Raw genomic sequence first — 23617 nt, forward strand, 5'->3', positions numbered from 1 at the left:
GATTTAGCGTTTTATGTTACTTCAGAGAAGCAATAAGCGCTTCGTTTCTTTTGACGTATCCAAAATCACCATTGGGAGATGCTTTTGCTAGTTCGAGAGACTGCTTTGCCGTTTTGATGGCACCTTTTTTGTCACCTTTTTTTGCTAGGATTTGAGCCTTTACATGGACATTCCAAAATTGCTTGCTGTTTTCTCCTGTCTCCAAGTATGTGTTGGCCCAAGTCAAGGCTTGATCTAGGTCTTTGCCTGTGCTAAGGTAGTAACGAGCAGCCGTCATCAAGTTAGCTGGATCAACTACTGTGTTTTTAGAGATAGCAGCCATTACTTGCTCGTCGAACGATACTGCTACTGGGATATTCAACGCTGTGTTTTCCCATGACATTTGGATGTTAGCCGTTTGGCTATCAGCTCCTAGATCCGTGATTTGGTAGGTCAAGGTCTTTACTGTTTCAGTAAGTTTTGTAGCAGCTATAGAAGCTTTTACGACGATTTTGTCATCTTCGATTCCACCTACATTCGCACCGATAGATTTGTCTGAATATAGGATTACTTCCCATTCTTTAGCACCAGGCGCTAAAAATAAGATGTACTCACCTGCTGGTACATTGGTGCCTGCTACTTGTACATCACTGCTAAATGTAATGATGGTACCAGAGTTAGCCCCTGCTCTCCATCTTTGACCGTAGGGTAAAAGGTAGTCAGCACCTTCTCCAAATATTTTTCTGCCTTTCATTTGTGGTCTGAAGTAGCTGATTTCGATATCCGTCAAGCCAACTGTGGAGCTAACAGATCCTGCAGGGCTAGGTTGTGGAGTAACGATCTGAGCCATTGTGGTTTGTGCTCCGATAAATAATAATCCAGCGATTGCTAGCGTAATGAGTTTCATTTTTTTCATGGTAAACCTTTATTTGATTGTTTTAAATTACTGATCGAATATACGGGATAATGCCCGACTGGTTCACTAAATATGACAAACAGCGATTTCCTTCTACCCAAATCTTTTTATCTCCGTGATGATGTAGTGCAAATAGCCAAAGAATTACTCGGAAAGACCCTTGTTACGAAGCAAAATGGAGCAGCCAGAAAAGGCAAGATAGTAGAGACGGAGGCCTATCGTGGATATGATGATAAGGCCTGTCATGCGAGCAATGGTAAACGTACGCCACGGACGGAGGTCATGTATAGGGAGGGAGGGTGCGCTTATGTATACCTATGCTATGGAATCCATCACTTGTTCAATGTCGTGACGAATGTAGCAGGAAAGGCGGATGCTGTTTTGATCAGAGCGGTAGAGCCACTGGATGGAGATTGGTCTGATCGACACCCCAAAACTAAGACATCTAATGGTCCGGGAAAATTATCCAAGGCTATGGGGATAACCATGGAGATGAACACTGCGCGACTGACAGGTGAAAACGATATATGGATTGAGGATGCTCCCGATATAGTCGGTACTAGTATAGTAGCATCTACTAGAGTGGGCGTAGACTATGCAGGAGCAGATGCTTTGCTGCCTTGGCGTTTTTATCTCTGTAACAACGATTGGGTAAGCAAAAAATAGGGGTGACCCACCTACGAATTGACCCACCCTTTTTTGTAAATATTTTATCTTAGTTAGTGATTTCGAAAATGGCACGATCTAGGATTTCATCTCTGGTCAGATCAGTCCAGTCTAGGAGTACATATACGTCTGGGGGTACACCTGATTCAAAGTTCTCTTGGTTTATTTCATCTTCCAGTCCAGCATCGAATCTATCCGCTTGATCTACAGTGACTGCTTGTGTGACAGAGAACCTGTAGTTCCATCCGTTAGGGAGTTGGCCGCCGTTAGGCATGCCTAGTCCACCACCAGTACTATCGCCCATGAGCGTGACGTTAGGGATAGCTTTGGTAGATAGCGAAGTGAATGATCCTGCACTGTAGGTGCCACGATCGACGAGGAAAACCACAGGTTTGTTGGTGTATTTAGGTCCTGTGTATGGCTCAGCGACGGCTTCTTCAAAAGCAGAGAAGTCGTCATGGTCTTTGCCATTTCTGATTCTGGATTTGTAAACCACTGTTTCTTCATCTATAAACCGGGCTAGGATTTTGAATACATCACGTACTGCCCCGCCACCGTTCTCTCTAAGGTCGAGAATCAAACCATCTGTGCTTTTGTATCGGTTCATTATATAATTCAAATTGACCGCACTGACAGTGCCTGTAAAAGAACCAAACCGGATGTAACCTATTGATTTTCCAGCAGGTACTTTGTCCGCATTGATAAAGTCGTGCTGGAATGGTCCAGACGAATGGTAGTCACTGCCTATATAATGATCGATGACGATTCGGGACTCGTAGTTGTCCACTTTATGATACCGGACACCAAAAAAAGATACATTAGTGCTAGAAAATAAGTTGGTGTGATCGTCTTTGAGCTCAGACATCATACTGCCCATCACCTGAAACAATGAGTCATCTGATATCTCATCATAAATCATCGCATGATGCCTGTCGTATGAATCATCCCAGTCTATGTTTTTAACCTCAAAGAATGAATACCGCTTGTCCACTTCATTCCAGAGGTAGTCAAACTGTACATAGGGATCCTCTTCGGAGAGTACATCCTCAAAGAATATTTGCTCACAAGCACTCAGCGCTAGTGTGCCGATGAATACCAATAGTGTATGTTTCATTCTTGATTATTTTTTTAGACCGAATAGGAGTGCGATTTTCAGGTTATGGTGGGACGCTTCGAACTGATTTTCTTCCCCACCCGTCGTATATGCGTCCCAGACGTATGAGAATTTCAGTGCATTTTTATTGGCGAGGAAATGTGTGTATTCTAAAGCAGAACTCATTCTAAAACCAGAGAAGGAATTGATTTCGTAATCTGCAAAGAGGAAATTCCCACTATTCAACAAGCTTTCTTGGTTGATGTAAGTATAGCCATTTCTGATATTGTGATTGAGCAAGCCTACATTCAACTGGAATGACAGGTTTTTGTCTCGGGGTTTTAGTTTGTACTTGATGAAGAGGAATTTTCTACTTTTTTCTGTTTGTCTAGAAAGGTCTCTCGTTATTTTGGCAGAGCCCAATAGGTTGAAAAATATCTCATAGCCGTAGGTAGCATTTTGAAGGGTAGGGTTGGCTCTAAGGTTGCCTGTGAAAAGAGCCATTCCTCCTGCTTTGTAGCTCCAATTCTCAGATGAGATGCTTTTGATCTGATAGAGTTTCGAGAAATTGAAGGTCAAAGTTGTGACTGCTGCGACAGCTACTTCATTTTTGACCAACGAAGCGTAAGTGTTGCTATGGTAATAGTCTCCTCCAAACCTTGTCTCACGTACTTTATCCATTCTTTGGTAATGGAGAGAAATGTTTTGGGCGAGCCCACGGTACACGAGAGGTGATGTAGCGAAATCTCTGTATGTAGAGTAATCAAGCCCAAGCCCAATTTCTAAATAGGAGGGTCTAGCCTTGTTGGCGATTTTTCTCGCGCTTTGACCCACAGCGGAGAAGTGGGAAAAGGTTACAGTAATGAGACATACCCATAAGTATATGTGGTTTTTCATAGGTGGAATCACGTGATTTGTTTAAGTGAAAGTGACATCATCACAAGTGTAAATAAACTTAATTTTGTTGGTTTATCCCTTTGTATGTGATTTGATTTAAACCCTCTTAAATATTTGTCACCTGTAAGATATCGATGATATTCTGTTTCAAAACACACTGCTATTCCTGTCCTCATCTACACTTAGGCATTTCACCTATTTTGACAAAGTAGGCATTTTACGCTTATCTGGGAGTGTATCTGGTCGCATCTTTGCATTGTAATCAAAAGAGATACACGAGTCATCATCGAGATGGCATTGAAAATATAGGTTAGGTTTTTGGAATAGGAAGGGGCAGTGAAGTTGGTCGTAGTAGAAGTGCCCCTTATTTTTTAAATCCCTAACAAGGATACAGGATCTAGGCCAGCTATAGTCAGTACTACGGATTGGGTTAGATTTTAGCCGACTCGTATGGGTTGGTTTGTACCAAAGATCATAGGTTGGTTTTTGTTATTGAGGAGTCAGTGAAGGCGGATAAGTGCAGAAGGAGGCTCCTCAGTTTTTAGAATCATCTACTGTCTTAAGACTCTTTTATCAACTATAACCCAAGAGCGAGAGTCAGCAGTGAGAAAACTTAAAGATAGGTTAGGTTGGTTTTGACCAGAGTGATAGGAGGCTTGCCTTTTGTCCTCTGGTCTTTTTTATGCAATGAGGTTCTACGTTTATAGCTGATTTGTTTCTTGAACGAAACAAATTGATTTGAAGGGAAGTCCATATACCATATATGGCTTCCCTTTTTCTTTTTGCGGAAACTGCCGTATTCTATTTCCTTGCCTAGTTTTTTGTGTTAATTTCAATAATTAAAGTCCATAGATCATGCAGACAGCTCGAGAATACAATGATTGCGTACTGATAGGAGTTTCCAAAGCGATCAACGAATTGATCATCAATCAAAACTTCGAAGAAGCACTAGATCGCTCTTTGCAGCATATTGGGCAAGCATTCGATGGAGATGTTTTTGTCGCAGAGGTAAGCCTGACACCAGGCAAGGAGATGGTTTTGTCTGTCAAACATCATTGGATGAAAGTCTATAGCCAAAAACGCTTAGCGCAAAACACGAATAAACCTCTAGCAGCATTTGCTCAGATATTTGAACTGCTCAAGGCTGGTAAGTCTTATGCATTCAAAAAGAGTACTGCGGATCTAGAGATCAGCCGTCACTTAGAATTGACAGGAGGTAAATCAGGGGTGGTTTTTCCGATTTTTGTTCGAGAGAATCTGTGGGGGACTTTGAGTTTAAACTCTATGGAAGAGGAGCGCGACTGGGGTGAGGCTACCTTGTCTGTTTTACAGTCTTTTGCCTGTGCTATTGGCTCCATCCTTACCAAAATCATCTATAGAAACTCTCTGGAACAGGACATCGTCCAACAATCTCAGCAAATCGTCGAAACCAATAGACGCTACCAGTCTTTGGTGCATAATATACCGGGTGTCGTATTTCGGTGTGCCATGGATCAGTCTTGGACGATGGTATATATCAGTCCCTATGTAGAGGAGTTGACGGGATATGAGGCGAGTCAGTTTTTGGCACCAGAATTTAAAAAATCCTTTGCTGAATTGATTCATCCTAACGATAGGGATTTTATATGGATGGAAATCAATCGTCAATTAAAGAAGGGGCCATCCTATAAGGTCAACTACAGAATTGTTGATTTGCAGGGTACAACAAAATGGCTCTGGGAACAAGGGACAGTGCAAGAGAATAGTCATGGAGAAGCCTCACTCGAGGGGTGTATCATAGACATCACTGATCGAGTCGAAAGTCATGAGAAAGTCATGGCCGCTACACTGGCGACCGAAGATAGAGAACGACGTTATTTCTCTAGAGAAATACATGACAATCTACAGCAGATACTGACTACTGCTCATCTTAATCTCCAGCATGCCAAGCGTAAACTTATGAATCCTAAGGCGCAGGCTTATATAGAGTCAGCCTCTGGTTCTGTAAATGAAGCGATCGCTGAAACTCGCAGTCTGAGTCATAAACTGATGCCAAAGACGATTCAAGATTATGGTTATGTGGCGGCTGTTGCTGCGATGATAGATAATATTAGACCTACGACGAGTACAAAATTTGATTTCCAACATAACCTAGGTAGCGATGGTCTACCTGAGGACGTGGCGCTGTGCCTCTATCGTATCACACAAGAAGCGATCACCAATATTATGAAGTATGCCCAGGCTAAGGAAGCGACTATTCAGCTCATGAGACACCAGAGTATGCTTATTCTAACTATTGATGACAATGGCATAGGATTTGAAAGTGATGTACTTGACCCTGCCAAAGGCTTTGGTCTTAACAATATGTCCAATAGAGCGACTGCTCTGGGAGGCAAGTTAGAAGTAGATAGTGCTGTGGGCAAGGGCACACATATATTAGTAGAAGTACCATACCAAACCGAAAATCAAGATGACCGAACCGAAATTAAGGATCCTATTGGTCGATGATCATAAAATGATAAGAGAAGGGATCAAAACCTTCCTTGAATACAATGATACCTATGAGATCGTGGCAGAATCTGACGATGGTCAGGATGCAGTAGAGAAACAGCAGCAATACCACCCTGATCTCATCATCGCGGATATCGCCATGCCTGTGCTCAATGGGATAGAAATGACAACCCAGATCCGATCCAAGGATGAAAAGGTCAAAATCATAGCCCTAACCATGCTCAACGAAAACCACCATATCAAACAAATGATGCGAGCTGGTGCCAATGGCTATCTACTCAAGAACTGTACAGAGGATGAACTGAATACCGCTATTACGCGCGTCATGGATGGAAATATCTACTATGCACAAGAAGTGACAGACATCATCGTACGAGATACTGCGGCTAAGCCTGATCCCAAAAAGCGACTGACCCGAGAGATCCCACTGACCTCCCGTGAAAAGGAAGTGTTGCACCTAATATGTAAGGAGTACTCGAATGCAGAAATATCCGATGAGTTATTTATAGGAATGCGTACCGTAGATGCTCATAAGCGTAACCTGCTCGAAAAGACAGGATGCAAAAATGTGGCAGGTTTGGTGATCTATGCGATGGAGCGGGACCTTTTCGATGATCTATGATACTGTCGCGTGATGGCTAGGTTAACTTAAGTTTATCAGGGACAAGAGGTTTTACAAAACCTTAACTCGGTGAAAAGTTAAAACTTGTTGTTTCTTTATTTCTTGCGCTCGCAAACAAGCAGCGTTAAACTAAAGAAACAATGAACCAGTCTTATTTGAATTATTACAAGTTGATATTAGATCGAGTAAGTTTCAGTCAGGAGCTTTTTGACAAGGAATATAGAAAAGCTATGAAGTCTCTGGACACAGAAGGGCAAAGAGAATTAAACGAGTGGGTCGTGGACTACTTATTCAAATCAGCCCTGCTTTCAGCATAACATTAAAACAAAAGAGGTCAGATTATCTGACCTCTTTTGTTTTAATGTTTTCTTATGAAGACTTTTCGGTCTCAGACAGCTCACTTTCTGTCGCCCGCAACTTGTCCTGACAGAACTTTACGAGTTCCTTGGCGCGTTTGACTAGGACAGTGAGTTGATCTATATCTGCTTCTCCCGATTCCAGTTTGGCGGAGATGGTTTGCAATTCTTCGTATGCCTCGTTGTAGGAACTCAGTTTCTTCTTTGCCATGATGTTTATTGCTCTAGGGTGTTAACTTCTGTGATTGTACTTCTAATTTTTTTGCCGTAGCTGTAGGTCTCCAAGTGATCACCAGCTTTGGGTTGATCTTTTGCATTGAGTACCTGTCCATTGATTTTGGTGATACTGTATCCTTTTTTGAGCACTTCCTGAGGGTCGTGCGCATGTAGTAGTTTATCTAATGCGGTGAGTTGCTGTGTCTGATTTCGAATGATCTCGAGGGGGCTTCGGTAAAGCACCTGAGACAGCATGTCAAGTTGATGTTCTGCACGTTGGATGACTTGTTGGGCTTTGAGGTCAATGATATGCGAGGTTTGGATAAGTCTCTCCTGAGAGGATTTGATCTGCTGACTAGCCAACCCTGCTATTTGATCAAAAAAGCCATTGACTGACGACTCAAACTCCATCATTCCGCTGATGATGAATTCTGCGACGGCTGTTGGTGTCTTTAGATTGACGTTGGCGACACGGTCTGCGAGAGTTTGGTCACGCTCATGCCCAATGCCCGTGATGATTGGGAGCGGAAACTGAGCAATATGTGCGCAGAGATCATAATCATCAAAGCAATCCAAATCTGTCTGGGCACCACCACCTCGAATAAGCACCACCGCATCGATTTGATCTTCTATCTCATAGATTCGATGCAAACCATCGATGATAGAAGCAACCGCCTGATCTCCCTGCATTACTGCATGAAATAACCTGAGTTCGGCACGATACCCATAGGCGTTGTTGTTGATCTGACTCAGGAAGTCACCATAGCCTGCGGCGGTCTCCGAACTGATGATCGCAATGCGCTGTGGCACTTGGGGCAGTACTAGTGATCGATTGAGATCGATGATGCCGTCCTGCTCCAACTGTAGGAGTGTCTCTCGTTTCTTTCTCTCTCGCTCCCCAAGTGTGAAATTCGGGTCTATGTCTTTGATGTTGAGGCTAACGCCGTACACTTCATGGAATTCAAAACTGGCATTGAGGAGGATTTGCATGCCTTTTTTAAGCGGAGTGCCTGCGATATGGAGAAACTGATTGTGGATGCTGGCAAAGGCATATGACCAAACGGTAGCTCGCATTTTGGCTTTGATGAAGTTGTTTTCCTTTTCTACCAAATCCATGTAGCAATGACCTTTCTGTGCAATATTCATCTCGCCGATTTCTGCCACGATCCAGTAGGAGGGGGCGAGTTGTTGGCTCAGTGTTTTTTTGACGAAAAGATTGAATTCAGAAAGACTGTATTGCTCCACTTTGCATTGGGTTTGTATTCAAGGTCAAAACTAAAGACGAAATGGAAGAGTTTGCCTGCGTTCGCTTGATGTTTTTTGATCAAATCATAATGTAGAGGTTAAAACCTAGCTGCTCTATCGTCGTTAATCAATCGAATCTCGTCTCATCAAACATTGAAATAATGATAAAAGTAGAGCATGTAGCTATTTGGGTAAAGGATTTAGAGAAAACGAGACTGTTTTATGAACAATACTTTGGTGCTACTTCTAATCAAAAATATGTCAATACAACAAAGGGCTTCTCTTCCTATTTTTTGAGTTGGCCAGAGGGGGCTCGACTAGAGCTGATGTCACGAGAGGATGTGAAAGGAGATTATATTGGTGAAAGGTTGGGCTGGGCTCATTTGGCTTTATCAGTGGGAGGCAAAGAGACTGTCGATCAGTTGACTGAGCAATTGAGAATAGATGGATACACTGTAGTAGGAGAGCCTAGAACTACAGGTGATGGATATTATGAAAGTGTGGTATTGGATCCAGAAGGTAATCGCATTGAAATCACCAAGTAATTTGAATTTAAAATAATTTCCCTGCCTAGGGTCAAGAGCATTAGGGACTTAATGTGCCGTCAGGTAGGTTCAAAGGTGATTGGGAAATAATAAGTGAGGCCAACCTTTGTAATTCATACTATTGACCTAAATTTGTGCCCCGTAACATCAGGTTCGAAATCACATCTCAATGACATCTACAAAGTATATTTTCGTTACGGGCGGAGTAACATCATCTTTAGGGAAAGGAATTATTTCGGCTTCATTAGCCAAGCTTTTACAAGCCAGAGGTTTTTCTGTCACTATTCAAAAGTTTGATCCTTATATCAACGTCGATCCAGGGACGCTCAATCCATACGAACATGGCGAATGCTATGTGACAGATGATGGTGCTGAGACAGATTTGGATTTGGGTCACTACGAGCGTTTTTTGAACGTACCGACTTCTCAGGCCAACAATGTTACCACTGGTAGAATCTACTACAACGTGATCAAGAAGGAGCGAGAAGGTGAATTTTTAGGCAAGACTGTACAGGTCGTTCCACATATCACGGACGAAATTAAAAATAGTATCTATAAACTAGGCGAGACGGATCAGTTCGACTTTGTGATTACAGAGCTAGGTGGATGTGTAGGGGATATTGAGTCACTGCCATTTATAGAGGCCGTTCGTCAGGCTAGGTTCGAGTTGGGACCTACCAATGCACTCAACATTCACTTGACGTTGATTCCGTTTTTGAATGCAGCGGGTGAGTTGAAAACTAAGCCTACCCAGCACTCCGTCAAACAACTGCTAGAGGCAGGGATACAGCCAGATATTTTGGTATGCCGTAGTGAACACAAATTGCCGCAAGATCTAAGAAAGAAAATCGCACTATTCTGTAACGTACCACATAACTGTGTGATAGAAGCGATGGATGCAGAGTCGATCTACGATGTGCCATTGCTGATGAGAAAAGAGAAACTAGACGAGCGTGTACTCTCTAGGATGAAGTTCTCCTATAAGAAAGAGCCAGGCCTAGAGCATTGGAAAGAATTTTTGGGCAGACTCAAAAACCCCACTGACGAGATCAAGCTTGCCTTGGTGGGTAAATATGTGGAGTTGCAGGATGCCTACAAGTCGATTAGCGAGGCATTTGTACACGCTGGAGCAGCCAATGAGTGTAAAGTCAATGTGACTTGGATTTCGTCCGAAGAAATTGATAGTACAAACGCTAAGAAACTGCTGAGTAATGTGCATGGCCTTTTAGTTGCACCAGGTTTTGGTGAGCGTGGTATAGAAGGGAAGATCGAATCAATCAAATATGTCAGAGAAAACAATATCCCATTTTTCGGAATTTGCCTTGGGATGCAGTGTGCGACAGTAGAGTTCGCACGAAATGTCCTCAAGCTGGAATCTGCACACTCTAGAGAAATGAATGGCGAGACTGAAAATGCCATCATTGATTTGATGGAAGATCAAAAGAACTTAACTGAGATGGGTGGTACCATGAGGTTAGGTGCCTATGACTGCCAGATCAAAAAAGGAACTAAGGCTTACCAAACGTATGGTCAAACCAAAATCTCCGAGCGACATAGACATAGATATGAGTTCAATAACAAGTACTTGGAGGAATTCGAAAAGCATGGGATGATCGCATCAGGGGTCAATCCTAAAACAGGACTGGTAGAGATCGTAGAACTGAAGGATCATCGATGGTTCGTTGGTTCGCAGTTTCACCCTGAGCTCAAGAGTACTGTATTGAACCCACACCCACTTTTTGTCAAATTTGTCAAGGCAGCATTGCTTTACAAAAGAGAATTGACATCAACAGAGAGATAATATCAGATATTAGTTATAATAATTATAAATGGATAAGAAACAGATAATAGGAATGGTCGTGATGGTAGCCCTCATGACTGTTTACTTTCAATTTTTCGCTCCAGAGACTCCTGCTCCGACTCAGGAAGAAGCGTCCACCACTACAGCAGCCCCAGATACGATAGCTATGAGTGGTGTACAGGGTGATGTAGCAGTACCTGTAGATGAAGAAGCAGATTCTTTGGCCACTGTCATCCAAAAAGAGCGGTATGGTCTCTTTGCAGGATTTGCCAATGGTAGCGAAGAACAATTCGTGTTAGAGAATGAAGTGCTGAAGCTACAGCTGTCCTCTAAAGGTGCGACAGTACAGCAGGCGGAACTAAAGAAGTACAAGACTTACGATGATCAGCCGTTGATTCTCTTCGATGCGAAGAGTAGCGCGACTAATCTGATTTTGCTTAGCAACTATAAACCAGTCAATATATCTGAGTTGTACTACGCTAGTGCCAAGGAGGTCAAAGGAGATACGACAATCCTTCGTTTTCGTATGGCATTTGATGACAACAGATACGTAGAGCAAAAATATAGCTTGCCAAACAAGGGGTACCAAGTAAAGTACGAAATCAATCTAGTAGGATTGGATGGAGTAGTGGATAACCAAGATGTCCAGATGAACTGGGTAGACAATATCAAGCGTCAGGAAAACACACTCAAAGAATCAAGACAGAAAACGACCATTAATTACATGCCGATTTCGGAAGGGGTGGACAATGTCGGTTCTGGTGATGATCTAGAGAGTGAGTCTGTCGCTAAGCCGGTAAAGTGGTTCTCTATCAAGCAAAAGTTCTTTAACGCAGGATTAATAGCTGATAATCAGTTTAGTTCTGCAGTGCTATCTACAGTTGTTAATGATGAGGATGATAGTACCATTGTCAAAACTGCCAAGGCGGAGGTTATACTCCCTGTAGGAGATCTCAAAACTGGCAAAGGTAAGTTTACTTACTACTATGGGCCGAACGATTACGCCATTACTAAAAAGGTCACCGAAGGCTATGAAGAGAACGTGGATCTAGGATGGAAGCTGTTCAGGTTCGTCAATAAGTTTTTGATCATTCCAGTATTTAACTTCCTAGAGCAGTATATCTCTAATTATGGGGTTATCATTATTCTGTTGGTGTTTATCATTCGACTGATACTCGCTCCACTGACTTATAAGTCACACATGTCTATGGCCAAGATGAAGGTCTTGAAGCCTGAAATGGATGCGATCAAAGAGAAGAACGAAAAAGCAGGTGGCGATGCGCAAAAGACGCAGCAGGAGACGATGGCTCTGTACCAAAAAGCAGGTGTCAACCCACTGAGTGGATGTATTCCTATGTTGCTACAGTTTCCCTTTCTACTGGCGATGTTCAACTTCTTTCCTAACTCGATTGAGCTGAGGCAGGAGGCGTTCCTATGGGCGCACGATTTGTCTACTTATGATAGTGTATGGGATTTGCCTTTCACGATACCATTTTATGGAGATCACGTCAGTTTGTTTACACTCCTGATGACAGTATCTACCCTAGCAGTGACATGGACCAATAGCCAAATGAATACACAGATGCAAGGGCCTATGAAGAGTATGCAGTATATGATGCCGATTATGTTCTTGTTCTTTCTGAACAGTTACTCTGCAGGTTTGACATTCTACTACTTCGTGTCTAACCTCGTGTCATTTGGTCAGACAGCGCTATTTAGAAAACTCGTCGACGAGGATAAGATCAAAGTGGTGATGGACGAAAATAGAAAGAAAAACGTCAACAAGAAGAAATCTAAGTTTCAGCAGAAACTAGACGAAGCACTCAAAGCAGGCGAAGAATCAAGAAAGAACAAAGGGAAAAAATAATACCTAGTTCTGAGGAACCAAAGCCCTGACTATCATCGGAAGTCAGGGCTTTTTTTATATATGTAGACAATATTGTTTAGTTAGTAGAGTCTGGATTTTTGTAGTATGTTGTTCTTTTGGATCAATCCGTATTTCTGGGGGGAGATCTAGGATTACTTCGTGATTCCAAGATTCATTGTTCGAAATTCATTTTTGTTTTTCGTGAATGACCATCTCTTATAAGTCTTAAAATATCGAACCTGTCTACCGAGTTTATCCCCCAACTTTACAGGCTGATCCGTTCTTTTGAGGAATCTCATTTGAAATGACACGTGAATTGTCCGATTCCACTCATGCAGAATCAATAATATCCTTAATTTTGAACCCTATGAATAAGAAGATAATGATGCGTTATTTGACGCTGTGTATAGGTATGATGTCTGTCTTAGGTGTAAATCAGGCTGTTGCTCAAGATAAGCTAAAGTTTATAGAGACGACCTATGATTTTGGACAGGTAAAAGAGGAAGATGGTCCAGTCATGCATGAGTTTGAGTTCGAGAATGTAGGAGAAGACTCGATTACGATTACCTATGTCAAGGCCTCATGTGGCTGTACTACGCCAGATTGGACACGCGAGCCCGTTGCACCAGGAGATCGAGGCTTTGTACGAGCCCAGTACAATCCGCGAAACAGACCTGGGAGTTTTAGTAAATCTCTTCGTATCAATAGCTCAGGAGCAGGTAGTACTTATGTCTATATCAAAGGAACGGTGATCCCACGAAAGAAGACCCTAGAAGAAGAACTGCCTATCAAAATGGGAGCACTGCGTGTTCAAAATACGAATATTAATCTAGGCCGTATCACGACAGAGAAGGAGTCAGTGGCTTACATCGAGATGTACAACGATAGTGAGGATACCGTTCGGTTTTTGGATCAGTATGATGGGCCTGCAGCTGTGGTTGTGACTTTTGATACGTTGGCATTGGCACCAAAAGAAAAGGCAAACGTAATGCTCACCTATGACCCAAATAAAGAGAAGGATGCTCTGGGATCGAAAAATTATGGAATTGCCATCTACACAGACGAAGAGGACGAAGGGCAGAAGAACTTTAATGTGCGTGCATCAGTCAGAGAGTATTTTGCACCGATGACGGATGGAGAAAAGGCAAAAGCACCTAAGCTGTCTATAGATGATAAACTAAACAATGCTGGAAGGGTCAATGAAGGACAAACTGTAGAAGTGGAATACACGCTAGTGAATACGGGGGCTGGTATGCTAGATGTACGAAAAGTGGAGAGTTCATGTGCTTGTCTAGTAGCGGAGCTAGACGACTACACGATTAAGTCAGGGAAGTCGGCCTCTATGAAGTTGACGCTCGATACCAGTGGTATGAGAGGAGGACAGAACAAGACGGTATATATTTACTCAAATGATCCTCAGGAGTCTACTCAGGTGGTTACCATCCGTGTTACGGTGATTAAAAAAGGCTAATCTATACCGAGCTAGTTGAATCTTAAGCAAAAGCATTTAGCTTTGCAGCAAAATATTGAAATATGAAGAATTTGTTATATGTGATGGCTCTGGCACTATTGATCAGCTGTGAAGCTGAGGATAAAAATAAGGGTGATAATTTGTACCTGAGCAAGGATTACAAAGCGGCTATCAAGTCGTACAATGAGTATCTGGAACTCCACCCGTCACACGTGAAGTCTATCTACAATAGAGGGCGCTCTTATGAAGAGCTAAAGCAGTATGACAAGGCTTTGGTAGATTTCAAGCAGGTATTGGAGTTGGACAAGAAGAATACCTCAGCTATGCTCAGTTTGGCTAAGCATTTTTATAGAGAAGGGAATTATGAACAATCATTTTTCTTTGCTGAGTCTGCAATCAAACTAAAGGATGATTTGGCAGAAGGGTTTTTCTGGGTGGGACGATCTAGCCATCACATGGGGGAATTCGAGAAGGCAAAAACTGCCTATAACAATGCGATCAATCTGAACAAGGAATATGGTGAAGCCTACCTTTACAGAGGAGCACTCAATATGCAAGAAAATAAAAAATCTGCAGCTTGTAAGGATTTTAAACAAGCTCAAAACCTGAACATCAAGGAAGCAGAGGCTGCAATAACTAAGTATTGTAATTAAATCAAACCCCTTCCTTTTGCTATGCGCAAGCAAAAGGAAGGGGTTTGAATTCATCTCGATTTCATGATGTATACACATGGCACTTCCAAATACTTTTTGGACGGTTCCATAATAGGAGTGCTCCGAATCTTATAATCGGATATACAATACGCTAGAATACTGCTGATAATTGTTGTTTCCATACTGGAAGGTAAAAGGCATTATTTTTAATTGTAGTTTCTCAAATAGGGCATAGTCAAATCCTAAGCCTACATCTATCCCTGCACGCCATTCGTCTATATGAGATAAAGGGTAATCTAGATTACCGTCTCGAAGACCTACTGTCCAAGACAAGAAAGGACCTGCAGAAGCATAGAGGTTTATTTTATCTCTATGGATCAGACGGTAGGTTAGGGACGGTATGATATCCAAATCGCTAAAATAGCTCTGGTAAGGAAAAGCTTCGTCTTGAAATTGCTCATACAGCATGCCGACATTGAGAGCGATTTGCCACCCCAGTTTTGAATCTTCTATTTGGTGGTGATAATGTGTAGCAATGGTTAATCCTCCCGATGCATCTGTCTCCCTATCCGAAAACTTGACATGTGTATACCCAGCTCCAAAAAACACTTGCGCTTTTGTCTGACTGATGGATAGCATGGTGACCAATGACCCTATTAATACTATTCTTAAAAACATCTTAATTCTTTTTAGTGTTATTGATTCCTATCATCAAAGTCAAATAACTTGTTTGATGAAGTAACGATGACTGCTCCTTGAGCGTCCTTTGTACAGCGAATGGAATCAGACGAGTAGATATTTTATCTGATATTCGAACATCCAAGGTAACTCCCAACTCATAACCCCACTCATGTGATTTATTTGCTCTGGCTTCATACTCATTAAAAGTTGATTCAGACCCTGGCTCGAAAGTATGCTCCCAGCGCATCACGGGTCCTGCAAAGAGTGAAAAAATGACCCACTTGCTCTGTATGATGTCAAAAGACCCATTGGCGGCTATGCTCAAGGTAGTCGTATAGGATTCTAAGTACTCTTTGTTGACGTACTCATAAAGCAAGCCCATATTCACACTAGGCATGATAGCGAATCGCGAATCTTTGATCTGATACTTTGACTGTATGACAACCTCTACACCTTTGACATCATGGGAGTCTGAATTAGTAGAGGTTATGTATCCTCCACCTACATACGCTTGCCCACGAGCGGCCAATGGGACAAATAGCACAATGATGAGTATCAACTTAAATGCCTTCTTTTTCATATCATCTCTCTGCTTCATAACAATAGGTGTTTTTACTAGTTGTCGCAATTACTTTTCCTTTTTCATCTTCTTCACCTGGCACGACTCTAAATCCACCATAACCTTGAAAAAAACGCCCTCCTCCACTTGGCGGTGTTAAATCCCACAACAATCTCCCATCATGGGTGTCATAGGCATAGACATGGCCATCTCCTCTACTGCTGAAGTATAACACGTCATTCAAAAAATGCACAGATTCTGCAGAACCTCCTCTGCCTAAGTTTTGCCACACGGTTCTACCTGTCTCTGGATCCATAGCCATCACTCTTTGAGTACCACCTGTCTTATTAACAGTAAAGATCAAATCTTTGTACAAAGCATAAGTAAATACACCACTGCCATCATTTCCAAATCCATCTCTTTCCCAAAGTACTTCTCCAGTATTTTTATCCATACCATACAACCTTTCAAAGGGATTAACGACCATCACATTTTTATACATAACAGGTCGTTGACTAAACGGAAGATTCATCGTATCAAGACCTACTCTTGTTTTATCAACATGTATTTTTCGTTGAGTCACATTATAAGACATGATATGATGTAAACTCTGATTGGCATATAAATCTACATTGGAGGTAAAAACCATAAAAGCGAATATCTCTCCATTTTCTATATAAAGCCTAGGTGGGGAAGTTGCGCCATAAAAAAAGCTAAAGAATTGAATTTGATCCAATGGAATTTCTACGATTTTCTCATATTCTCCAGTCAGGATATCTCCTGCTATCAAGGTCGGGTGGGTAATCGTATCATTTTCCATAAATTCAAAAATTGTATAATATTTATCATTTAAAATCTGAACTCCAGTAGCTATATTTCCATCTAACTCTTTCCGCCAAATAGTCTTACCAGTCTCTACATCTATAGCCTGAAAATACCTGCTGTCCTGAAAAATCCAAACCTTATTCATTATCGAGATTTCATACTCACTATTATTATATAATCCACTTTGTATCAGGCTTTCATTCCAACTCCAAACCTTCTCCCCAGTATTCAGGTTAATTGCATTGATTACATCACGTCCCAATGAATCCGAACCTGGTAACATGATGTTCCCATCATAGTACTCTGGAGTGATTGTTGACCCTCCAGTTCCTGCGTAAGAATTGTAACTCCACAAAGGAGTCTGAGCAATTAAAACCCCATTGGTATCAAACTCTTGATAGGGTTTTTCATTCCTGTCTTCTATACAGCTTATGAAAATCAACAAGAATAATAAGCAGCTGATGCTGCTTATTATTCTTGTTGATTTTATGTTACCTAGGTTCTGTTCTAAAAAAGGCATTATATTTAGTTCCGTTAAAAATAGTTCGCATCAATTCTTCTGTTTTTTCATGATCACCCATTTCCAAATGGTTCACCCCTGGAAGTTTCGCTTTCTGTCCTTTCCATGAGGAAATAGTGGCCACTTGGGTAATGAAACACAAGTACTTCTTGCAATATAACTTACAACGGTGTTTATAATACTGTCAATAACCTTTAACATCCTGCCAAAATGTAGGTTATTCATGCTAAATCAATGATTTAAGGTGAAATAACCTAGTCATTTTGGAATTGAAGAAGAGGAGAGTTTTCTTTTTTCTATAAAGTTGGCAGTCAACGGTATTTGGAAAGCTTTTCTTTTTTGAGAAGCTGAATCAATATTACCACGCAGCGTAGTTGTACTGACTTTCGATTTGGTCCTCTAGATCATCTGGGATGGATGGAAAGAAATCCATTCCTGTTTTCTTCTCCAGATCATCTATACTCATCGCGTATTCGTATAGACCGATGCTGGATTTTTCATTTTCCATGAGGAAAGCTATCGCTTTGACCTCATTGCCGTTGAGTTCTAGGATTACCTTGTAGTAGCCGTCAGGGATAACGACTTTGTTTTTGCCAATCTTGCTGCCTTTTTCTGTATAGATCGGTCCAGTCACTACAAAAACCTCTTGGTTGTCCATCGCCCAGTCTCTCACATGCTCTTCGAGTTTTTTCCAAATCCCTCGGTTGAATCCTGGTGCCTGTGGGCTCATGTTGCTCATATAGAAGGTCTCGCTTAGCGCATTTTCGTCCCAAGTGAAATCGGCGGCTGGTGCTAGATGCCCTCGGTCATAACCGCTGCCTTTGTAGTCATCTGGGTGAGCAGATTTGGTCTGCACAGCAGGGTCTGCTCTGAAGTTGTCTTTTCGTTTGAAGCGTGCATTTTTTAGATTAGCGGCGGTCAACTTGTAGGCTACCCAGTCTGCTTGCTCTGTCTTTTCGTTGTATTTGAGCGTATAGAACTCATGTTCGATGATTTGATCATCCTGTGTATAGCTAGGCCATGCAAAATCAAAACTACGAGAGAAGTAGTACTGATCTGTATTGGTATAGGTCGGCAATTCCTCGTTGGGCTGTACGGTTTCTACGGGTTGTTCCTTTTCAGTCTTCGATGGAATAGGGGGCGGAGTAGCTTCTTTTTTTTCTGACTTTCTCTCACTAGGTTTTGTCTGTCCACTTTCTTTTTTGACTTCTCTTGGCTTGTTTTTCGTTGATGTGGTGGTGGTCGGCTCGTTTTTTTGCGTGGACTTCCAGTCCAGAGTGATGGGTTCGAAATTCGAGACGGTAGAAAAGTGCTGTAGTCCGTATATCGATACACCTATCAGTACCAATATGATGAGGATGACGAAAGGTTGGTTGCCTCCTTCGTTACCTTTTTTTGATTTCGCTGTACTCGCTTTTTTTGCCTTTGCCATCTTACTTTTTAAACCTTGCTGAAACTGTTAATTCTTTTGATCCAGGTGTATAGGTATAGAAACCTTCGCCTGATTTAGTACCTAGCATGCCTGCGGTTACCATGTTGGTTAGGAGAGGGCAGGGGGCGTATTTGGGATTCCCAAAACCACTTTCCAAGACTTTGAGAATGGAAAGGCAGACGTCTAGTCCGATGAAGTCTGCTAACTGCAAAGGCCCCATGGGGTGCGCCATACCGAGCTTCATGACTGTATCGATCTCTTCTACGCCAGCGACTCCTTCGTGCAACGAGATGATTGCTTCGTTGATCATAGGCATGAGGATACGGTTGGCCACAAAGCCTGGGTAGTCATTGACTTCCACGGGTAATTTGCCTAGCTGCTGTGATAGAGTCATGATGACCTGAGTCGTTTCATCACTGGTGCTATAACCTCTGATCACTTCTATGAGCTGCATAATAGGTACGGGGTTCATGAAGTGCATGCCGATCACTTGACTGGGTCTCTGAGTAGCAGCTGCGATCTGAGTGATAGAGATGGAGGATGTATTGGATGCTAAGATAGCTTTGGCGGGAGCAGCTTGATCGATTTGTTTGAATAGGTCTAGTTTGACCTGTTGGTTTTCGGTGGCGGCTTCTACCACTAAATCAGCTTGACGTACTCCATCAGCTAGGTGAGTAGAGGTGGTAATATTGGTCAAGGTGGTTAGTTTGATTGCCTCGGTGATTTTCTCTTTGGCGAGGAGTCTGTCTAGGTTTTTTTCTATCGTAGATAGCCCGCGTTGTAGTGCAGATTCAGAGATGTCTATGAGTGTGACTTTGAATCCATTTTGAGCAAAAACATGTGCAATCCCGTTGCCCATGGTGCCCGCGCCGATCACTGATATGTTTTTCATTTTTGTCGAATTTTTGGGATGTGTATACGAGATCAATGTTAGCGAAAAATGCTAGTATGATGAAAATAAGGAGGGGTGAATTGTCAGGATGTGGAGAAAAAAACAGACAAAACTATCTTGGGTATACATCGGTATTCTACGATGATAGCAAGGGCTGAAACGAAAAGTGCCCCCGTTCTTTTGAGGAACGAGGGCTACATAACTAAAACAAATTTGAAGACAATTACTTTTTAGCTGTCCACCTGAAAGAAGGACACCAGTTCTTTGAGTGTTTCGGCTTGATTCGACAGTTCTTCTGATCCACTGGCCATCTCCTCTGCACTGGCAGAGTTGCTTTGTATGATGTCGTTGAGCTGCTGGATAGCACTGTTGATTTGCTTAGACGATTCGTTTTGTTCGAGCGAGCTTTCAGCGATTTGCTTCACTAGACTGGCAGTTTTGTTGATTTCAGGTACTAGGTCATGGAGTAGCGTGCCTGATTTTTCTGCTACAGATACACTGGATCTAGAGAGGTCATCGATATCTGCTGCGGCTTTTTGGGAGTGCTCCGCTAGTTTTCGTACTTCTGCAGCAACTACTGCGAATCCTTTTCCTTGTTCTCCCGCACGAGCGGCTTCTACAGCAGCATTAAGTGCGAGGATGTTGGTTTGTCTGGCAATCTCACCGATGATGGTGATTTTCTCTGCAATAGAGTTCATGCTTTTGACTGTGTCACCGACGGCTTGCGACGCGTTATTGACGCTGGCAGAGGCTGTGTCAGCGATTCGTTCTGTCTCACGGGCATTGTCACTGTTGTTGACGGTCGATTCGGTCATCATATCCATAGAGGAGTTGATTTCTTCAGCAGATGCTGCCTGCTCATTGGCTCCTTGGGATAGGCCTATAGATATATTGGTCAATTGCTCGCTGGCAGAGGAGACATTCTTCGCAGAAGAAACGACTTCTGTGATGATTTTGCGAAGCTGTTCTACCATGACTTTGAGATCGGCGTAGAGTCCCTCATTTCGATCATCAAATGTGATGTTGAGGTTTCCTTCTGATAGGTTACGCGCTATGTCAGCTGCTTCGGTGGGTTCACACCCGAGTTGTTTGACAATACTACGTGTCAGCACGATGCTTGACAATATCATGAATACCATCAAAACCCCAAAGAAGATAAATGCTATCTGACGTATTTGTTCAGATCGATCAATACTTTGGTTAAAGTGCTGTGCGGCTTCTTTTTCACTAATTTCTGTGAGTTCATCGATCGCGAGTCGTAGTGTGTCAAATGCTTTTGCGAAATCTTCGAAGTAGATGTATTTGGCTTGTGCCAAGTCACCTGCTTTGAGGCTGTTTCGGATTTGTGCAGTATGGTTGACGAGTTTGCTATACTGAAACTCGAAAGATTGAAACTGTACTAAGTCACTCTTGCCTGTCGCTGTTATATATATCGATTTGAAATTTTGAAAGCGCTCGTTTAGCTGATGGATGTTTTCATCTACTTCTACAAATTTGTCATCTAATTTGTACGAATTGCTTCCTTCGTCTGAGAAGTTGGCTAAGATTTCACTGAATTCTAGTCGTGCTTGGTATCCATCACGGTCTGACTGTAATAGGTAGTTGATACTGACCAACCAGTCCTGGTAGATCGCTTCGATGTTGCCACGAATCAACGAAAGGCTGTACGTGTTGTAGAAGATGTTAGAGATGTATAGCGCAATGATGATAGCGAATACCGATAACACCCGGGTGGATACTTTGAGATTTGTTAGAAAGTTCATAGTGTGTTTGTTTTAGCTGAGACTGGTTAAAAAGACTTGTTCAAGAAGGTCGGTTTCACCGTGATGACGGCATAGATAGTTGACGAACCATCTTCGCTATCTGTATCATAGTAACTTAGGTAGGTGTCTGTGACCCACATGTGGCTAAACCCTAAAGAGACTTTGGTGTTGTCGCTTTGCTTATAATGCCATCTGAGATCTAACTCTGTACCATAATAGTCATCGAGTGTACCTGTATTCGTTTCGTTAGAGATTTTGGCTTGGCTGAAAAAACCGTGTACATCTACATCCAAACTTGATCGTTGACCCGTTTTGAAATTAGATTTTAAATAATAGTCTTCCAGACCAGAAACAGGCCATAACTTGGTGTAGAAGTAATCTAAGTAGCCAAAATGCCCATGTCTAAGACCGAATAGAATGTCGAAATCATTGCGCTCTCCATAGTTAGGATTGGCAGCATCAGCAGTAGAGGTACCCGATATGACATCTGTACCGAGGGTGAACTGTATGTTTTTGTTAGGTTTGAACTTGGCTTGTGCAGAATAGAAAAAGGCATTTACTTTTTTGCTAGATCCGAGCGTATCTTGTCCGAATTGGTGATAGTAAATCCCCTTAAGGTTTAATTTTTCAGTTATTTGATAACCTACGTTGACACCTGTTGTTTGATCGTAGCGTATTTCTAGGCTACCATCTGGCTCTTCGAGTCCTCTGTTGAGGAATACAAAGGCTGCTGAAAGCTTGTCTGTGTTTTTTTGTAACCACAGAAACTGCATGTTTTTGTGGTTTTGATAGGTGTAACGAACATGCTCTAAGGTGAACCCAGTTGAGTTGTATGCGAGGGCAAGGTGCGCTTTGAATCCTTTCTTTTCGTATTTGACGAGAGCAGCATCATGTGCCATGTTTCCTCCCCAGTTGAGCCCACCGAGGATGTATTGGTCACCATATATAAATCCTTGTCTCCCTAGTTTGACAGATAGGTTAGGGACGATTTGTTTTTCAAACCAAGCCCTAAATATACTGAGGTTTCCTGCTTGACCATTGTTTTTATATGTACCCCAGGCTCGGAGATCTTGCAGGATGATTTGGGAACTCATATCACCTGCTTTTTCATAGTTCATGATCACACGGGTACGTTGACCAATGTAGCCCTCTGCGGTTCTCCCTTCTGTCATAGGAATACGGTAGCCATGGGAGTATAGCGGGTTTAGTCGGTACTCGGCCTGTAGCGTGAAGTTTTGATCTTGCGCACTAGTGAAGTGAGACCCGAATAAGGAAAGAGAAATAAGGAAGATTAGTTTTTGAGTGGTGCTCATTTGTCTATTGGTTTTTGATGTTCCAAAATTGATACAGGTAGAGGCCGTAATCAATCCGATTTAAAGTGTAATTTTTTCTAGGTATAAATGCTTAATAGGTTTGGGAGAATAGAAGTGGAGCTAGGCTGGATCGAATGATTTACTGCTGTGGGGTCGCTGTGGAATGAGAGTGTTTTTTAGAAAGCGATATGCTTTGAGCGTACTAGGGTGGGGTGGTGAGTAGCTGAGATGATTTTTGGAATCTAAAATTAAGAATCTACTTATGTTGAACTTTGACTTGGTAGATCTAGGTGTTAAGACGTAGATGGTGAGAACTGACTATCATTATAGAAACTATAGTTTCTAATGTTACGGGCAGAGATATGCTAGGGTAGTGACAAAAAAAGCTCAGGCAATTGACTGTCTGAGCTTTGATATATAACTAGATGTCCGTACTAACCTGTCGGACGAAAAGGCTGTTGATATTACATCATGCCGCCCATGCCGCCGCCCATAGGAGGCATAGCTGGAGCACGATCTTCTTCAGGCTAGTCTGCTACTGCAGCTTCAGTAGTCAATAGTAGCGCTGCGATAGAAGCCGCATTCTCTAGTGCCAGTCGAGTCACTTTGGTAGGGTCGATGATACCTGCTTTGAACCTCTCTTCATAGACATCTGTTCTAGCGTTGGGCTGAAAACGTCTATTTGATGTTAAACCGTTAGCTTTTAGGAGTGCGTTTGTTTCATTCATTTTTATTTGTATATTCGTTATATAGCATCTTAACGCTGTGATTAAAAACTAATTCTTAACCAACCTAAATTTAAATCATGTGCAAAC

At 42.2% G+C, this 23617-nt stretch carries 21 protein-coding genes and 1 pseudogene; 9 read left to right on the plus strand and 13 right to left on the minus strand.

Features of this window, described 5'->3' with window-relative positions; all coding sequences use genetic code 11:
* Positions 1-16: 16 nt before the first annotated feature.
* On the minus strand, positions 17-895 hold the full coding sequence (locus BGP76_RS04435; protein ID WP_073118973.1) for a DUF2911 domain-containing protein: 879 nt from the start codon (positions 893-895) through the stop codon (positions 17-19).
* A 72-nt stretch (positions 896-967) separates the two neighbouring features.
* Here BGP76_RS04435 and BGP76_RS04440 point away from each other — a divergent pair, with 72 nt between their 5' ends.
* On the plus strand, positions 968-1561 hold the full coding sequence (locus BGP76_RS04440) for a DNA-3-methyladenine glycosylase (RefSeq protein WP_119843750.1): 594 nt from the start codon (positions 968-970) through the stop codon (positions 1559-1561).
* A gap of 49 nt (positions 1562-1610) precedes the next feature.
* Here the strand turns inward: BGP76_RS04440 and BGP76_RS04445 are convergent, their stop codons facing one another.
* Entirely contained in the window at positions 1611-2675 is a 1065-nt protein-coding gene (locus BGP76_RS04445; protein ID WP_073118970.1) for a S41 family peptidase, read from the minus strand.
* Between the two features lie 6 nt (positions 2676-2681).
* Positions 2682-3335, minus strand: a complete 654-nt coding sequence (locus BGP76_RS04450; protein ID WP_147407372.1) for a hypothetical protein — start codon at positions 3333-3335, stop codon at positions 2682-2684.
* Positions 3336-4406: 1071 nt separating this feature from the next.
* Here BGP76_RS04450 and BGP76_RS04455 point away from each other — a divergent pair.
* From BGP76_RS04455 to BGP76_RS20220, 3 genes are all read left to right on the plus strand, one after another.
* Positions 4407-6038 (plus strand): PAS domain-containing protein, encoded by a 1632-nt coding sequence (locus BGP76_RS04455; RefSeq protein WP_119843752.1) that lies wholly within the window; start codon positions 4407-4409, stop codon positions 6036-6038.
* Positions 6001-6663 (plus strand): response regulator transcription factor, encoded by a 663-nt coding sequence (locus BGP76_RS04460; protein WP_073118964.1) that lies wholly within the window; start codon positions 6001-6003, stop codon positions 6661-6663. The genes BGP76_RS04455 and BGP76_RS04460 overlap by 38 nt, the downstream gene beginning before the upstream one ends.
* Before the next feature lie 140 nt (positions 6664-6803).
* Positions 6804-6980 (plus strand): hypothetical protein, encoded by a 177-nt coding sequence (locus tag BGP76_RS20220; RefSeq protein WP_158584048.1) that lies wholly within the window; start codon positions 6804-6806, stop codon positions 6978-6980.
* A 52-nt stretch (positions 6981-7032) separates the two neighbouring features.
* Here the strand turns inward: BGP76_RS20220 and xseB are convergent, their stop codons facing one another.
* Positions 7033-7230: an exodeoxyribonuclease VII small subunit gene (xseB, locus tag BGP76_RS04465; protein WP_073118962.1), complete on the minus strand. Its 198-nt coding sequence runs from the start codon at positions 7228-7230 to the stop codon at positions 7033-7035.
* Positions 7231-7235: 5 nt separating this feature from the next.
* A complete protein-coding gene (gene xseA / locus BGP76_RS04470; protein ID WP_119843753.1) occupies positions 7236-8480 on the minus strand; it encodes an exodeoxyribonuclease VII large subunit in 1245 nt (414 codons plus the stop codon).
* Between the two features lie 161 nt (positions 8481-8641).
* Between xseA and BGP76_RS04475 the strand changes: the two genes are divergently transcribed.
* From BGP76_RS04475 to BGP76_RS04495, 5 genes are all read left to right on the plus strand, one after another.
* A complete protein-coding gene (locus BGP76_RS04475) occupies positions 8642-9025 on the plus strand; it encodes a VOC family protein (RefSeq protein WP_317041703.1) in 384 nt (127 codons plus the stop codon).
* Between the two features lie 169 nt (positions 9026-9194).
* Positions 9195-10826 carry a CTP synthase gene (locus tag BGP76_RS04480; RefSeq protein ID WP_073118957.1) on the plus strand — a complete coding sequence of 544 codons (1632 nt, stop codon included), beginning with the start codon at positions 9195-9197 and terminating at the stop codon, positions 10824-10826.
* A gap of 28 nt (positions 10827-10854) precedes the next feature.
* Positions 10855-12693: a membrane protein insertase YidC gene (gene yidC / locus BGP76_RS04485; protein WP_073118953.1), complete on the plus strand. Its 1839-nt coding sequence runs from the start codon at positions 10855-10857 to the stop codon at positions 12691-12693.
* 367 nt (positions 12694-13060) lie between these two features.
* Complete coding sequence (locus tag BGP76_RS04490) at positions 13061-14164, plus strand: DUF1573 domain-containing protein (protein WP_158584050.1); 1104 nt, start codon at positions 13061-13063, stop codon at positions 14162-14164.
* 62 nt (positions 14165-14226) lie between these two features.
* Positions 14227-14817 (plus strand): tetratricopeptide repeat protein, encoded by a 591-nt coding sequence (locus tag BGP76_RS04495; RefSeq protein WP_119843754.1) that lies wholly within the window; start codon positions 14227-14229, stop codon positions 14815-14817.
* A gap of 129 nt (positions 14818-14946) precedes the next feature.
* Here BGP76_RS04495 and BGP76_RS04500 read toward each other — a convergent pair whose 3' ends face one another.
* The 8 genes and pseudogenes from BGP76_RS04500 to groEL form a co-directional block, all read right to left on the minus strand.
* Positions 14947-15495, minus strand: a complete 549-nt coding sequence (locus tag BGP76_RS04500; protein ID WP_119843755.1) for a hypothetical protein — start codon at positions 15493-15495, stop codon at positions 14947-14949.
* A 1-nt stretch (position 15496) separates the two neighbouring features.
* Positions 15497-16096: a hypothetical protein gene (locus BGP76_RS04505; RefSeq protein WP_119843756.1), complete on the minus strand. Its 600-nt coding sequence runs from the start codon at positions 16094-16096 to the stop codon at positions 15497-15499.
* The gene (locus tag BGP76_RS04510; RefSeq protein ID WP_119843757.1) at positions 16080-17402 is read right to left on the minus strand and encodes a PQQ-binding-like beta-propeller repeat protein; all 1323 of its coding nucleotides are present in this window, start codon (positions 17400-17402) and stop codon (positions 16080-16082) included. The genes BGP76_RS04505 and BGP76_RS04510 overlap by 17 nt, the downstream gene beginning before the upstream one ends.
* A 358-nt stretch (positions 17403-17760) precedes the next feature.
* Entirely contained in the window at positions 17761-18834 is a 1074-nt protein-coding gene (locus BGP76_RS04515; protein WP_119843758.1) for a DNA/RNA non-specific endonuclease, read from the minus strand.
* A 1-nt stretch (position 18835) separates the two neighbouring features.
* Positions 18836-19726 (minus strand): 3-hydroxybutyryl-CoA dehydrogenase, encoded by an 891-nt coding sequence (locus BGP76_RS04520; protein WP_119843759.1) that lies wholly within the window; start codon positions 19724-19726, stop codon positions 18836-18838.
* Between the two features lie 230 nt (positions 19727-19956).
* Positions 19957-21489: a methyl-accepting chemotaxis protein gene (locus tag BGP76_RS04525; protein ID WP_073118933.1), complete on the minus strand. Its 1533-nt coding sequence runs from the start codon at positions 21487-21489 to the stop codon at positions 19957-19959.
* A 26-nt stretch (positions 21490-21515) separates the two neighbouring features.
* Positions 21516-22802, minus strand: a complete 1287-nt coding sequence (locus BGP76_RS04530; protein WP_119843760.1) for an alginate export family protein — start codon at positions 22800-22802, stop codon at positions 21516-21518.
* A gap of 464 nt (positions 22803-23266) precedes the next feature.
* Positions 23267-23467 (minus strand): annotated as a pseudogene (groEL, locus tag BGP76_RS04535) (chaperonin GroEL); the annotation flags it as partial.
* Positions 23468-23617: the final 150 nt, after the last annotated feature.

It is taken from the genome of Reichenbachiella sp. MSK19-1 (assembly GCF_003590315.1).
Taxonomy (GTDB): Bacteria; Bacteroidota; Bacteroidia; order Cytophagales; family Cyclobacteriaceae; genus Reichenbachiella; species Reichenbachiella agariperforans.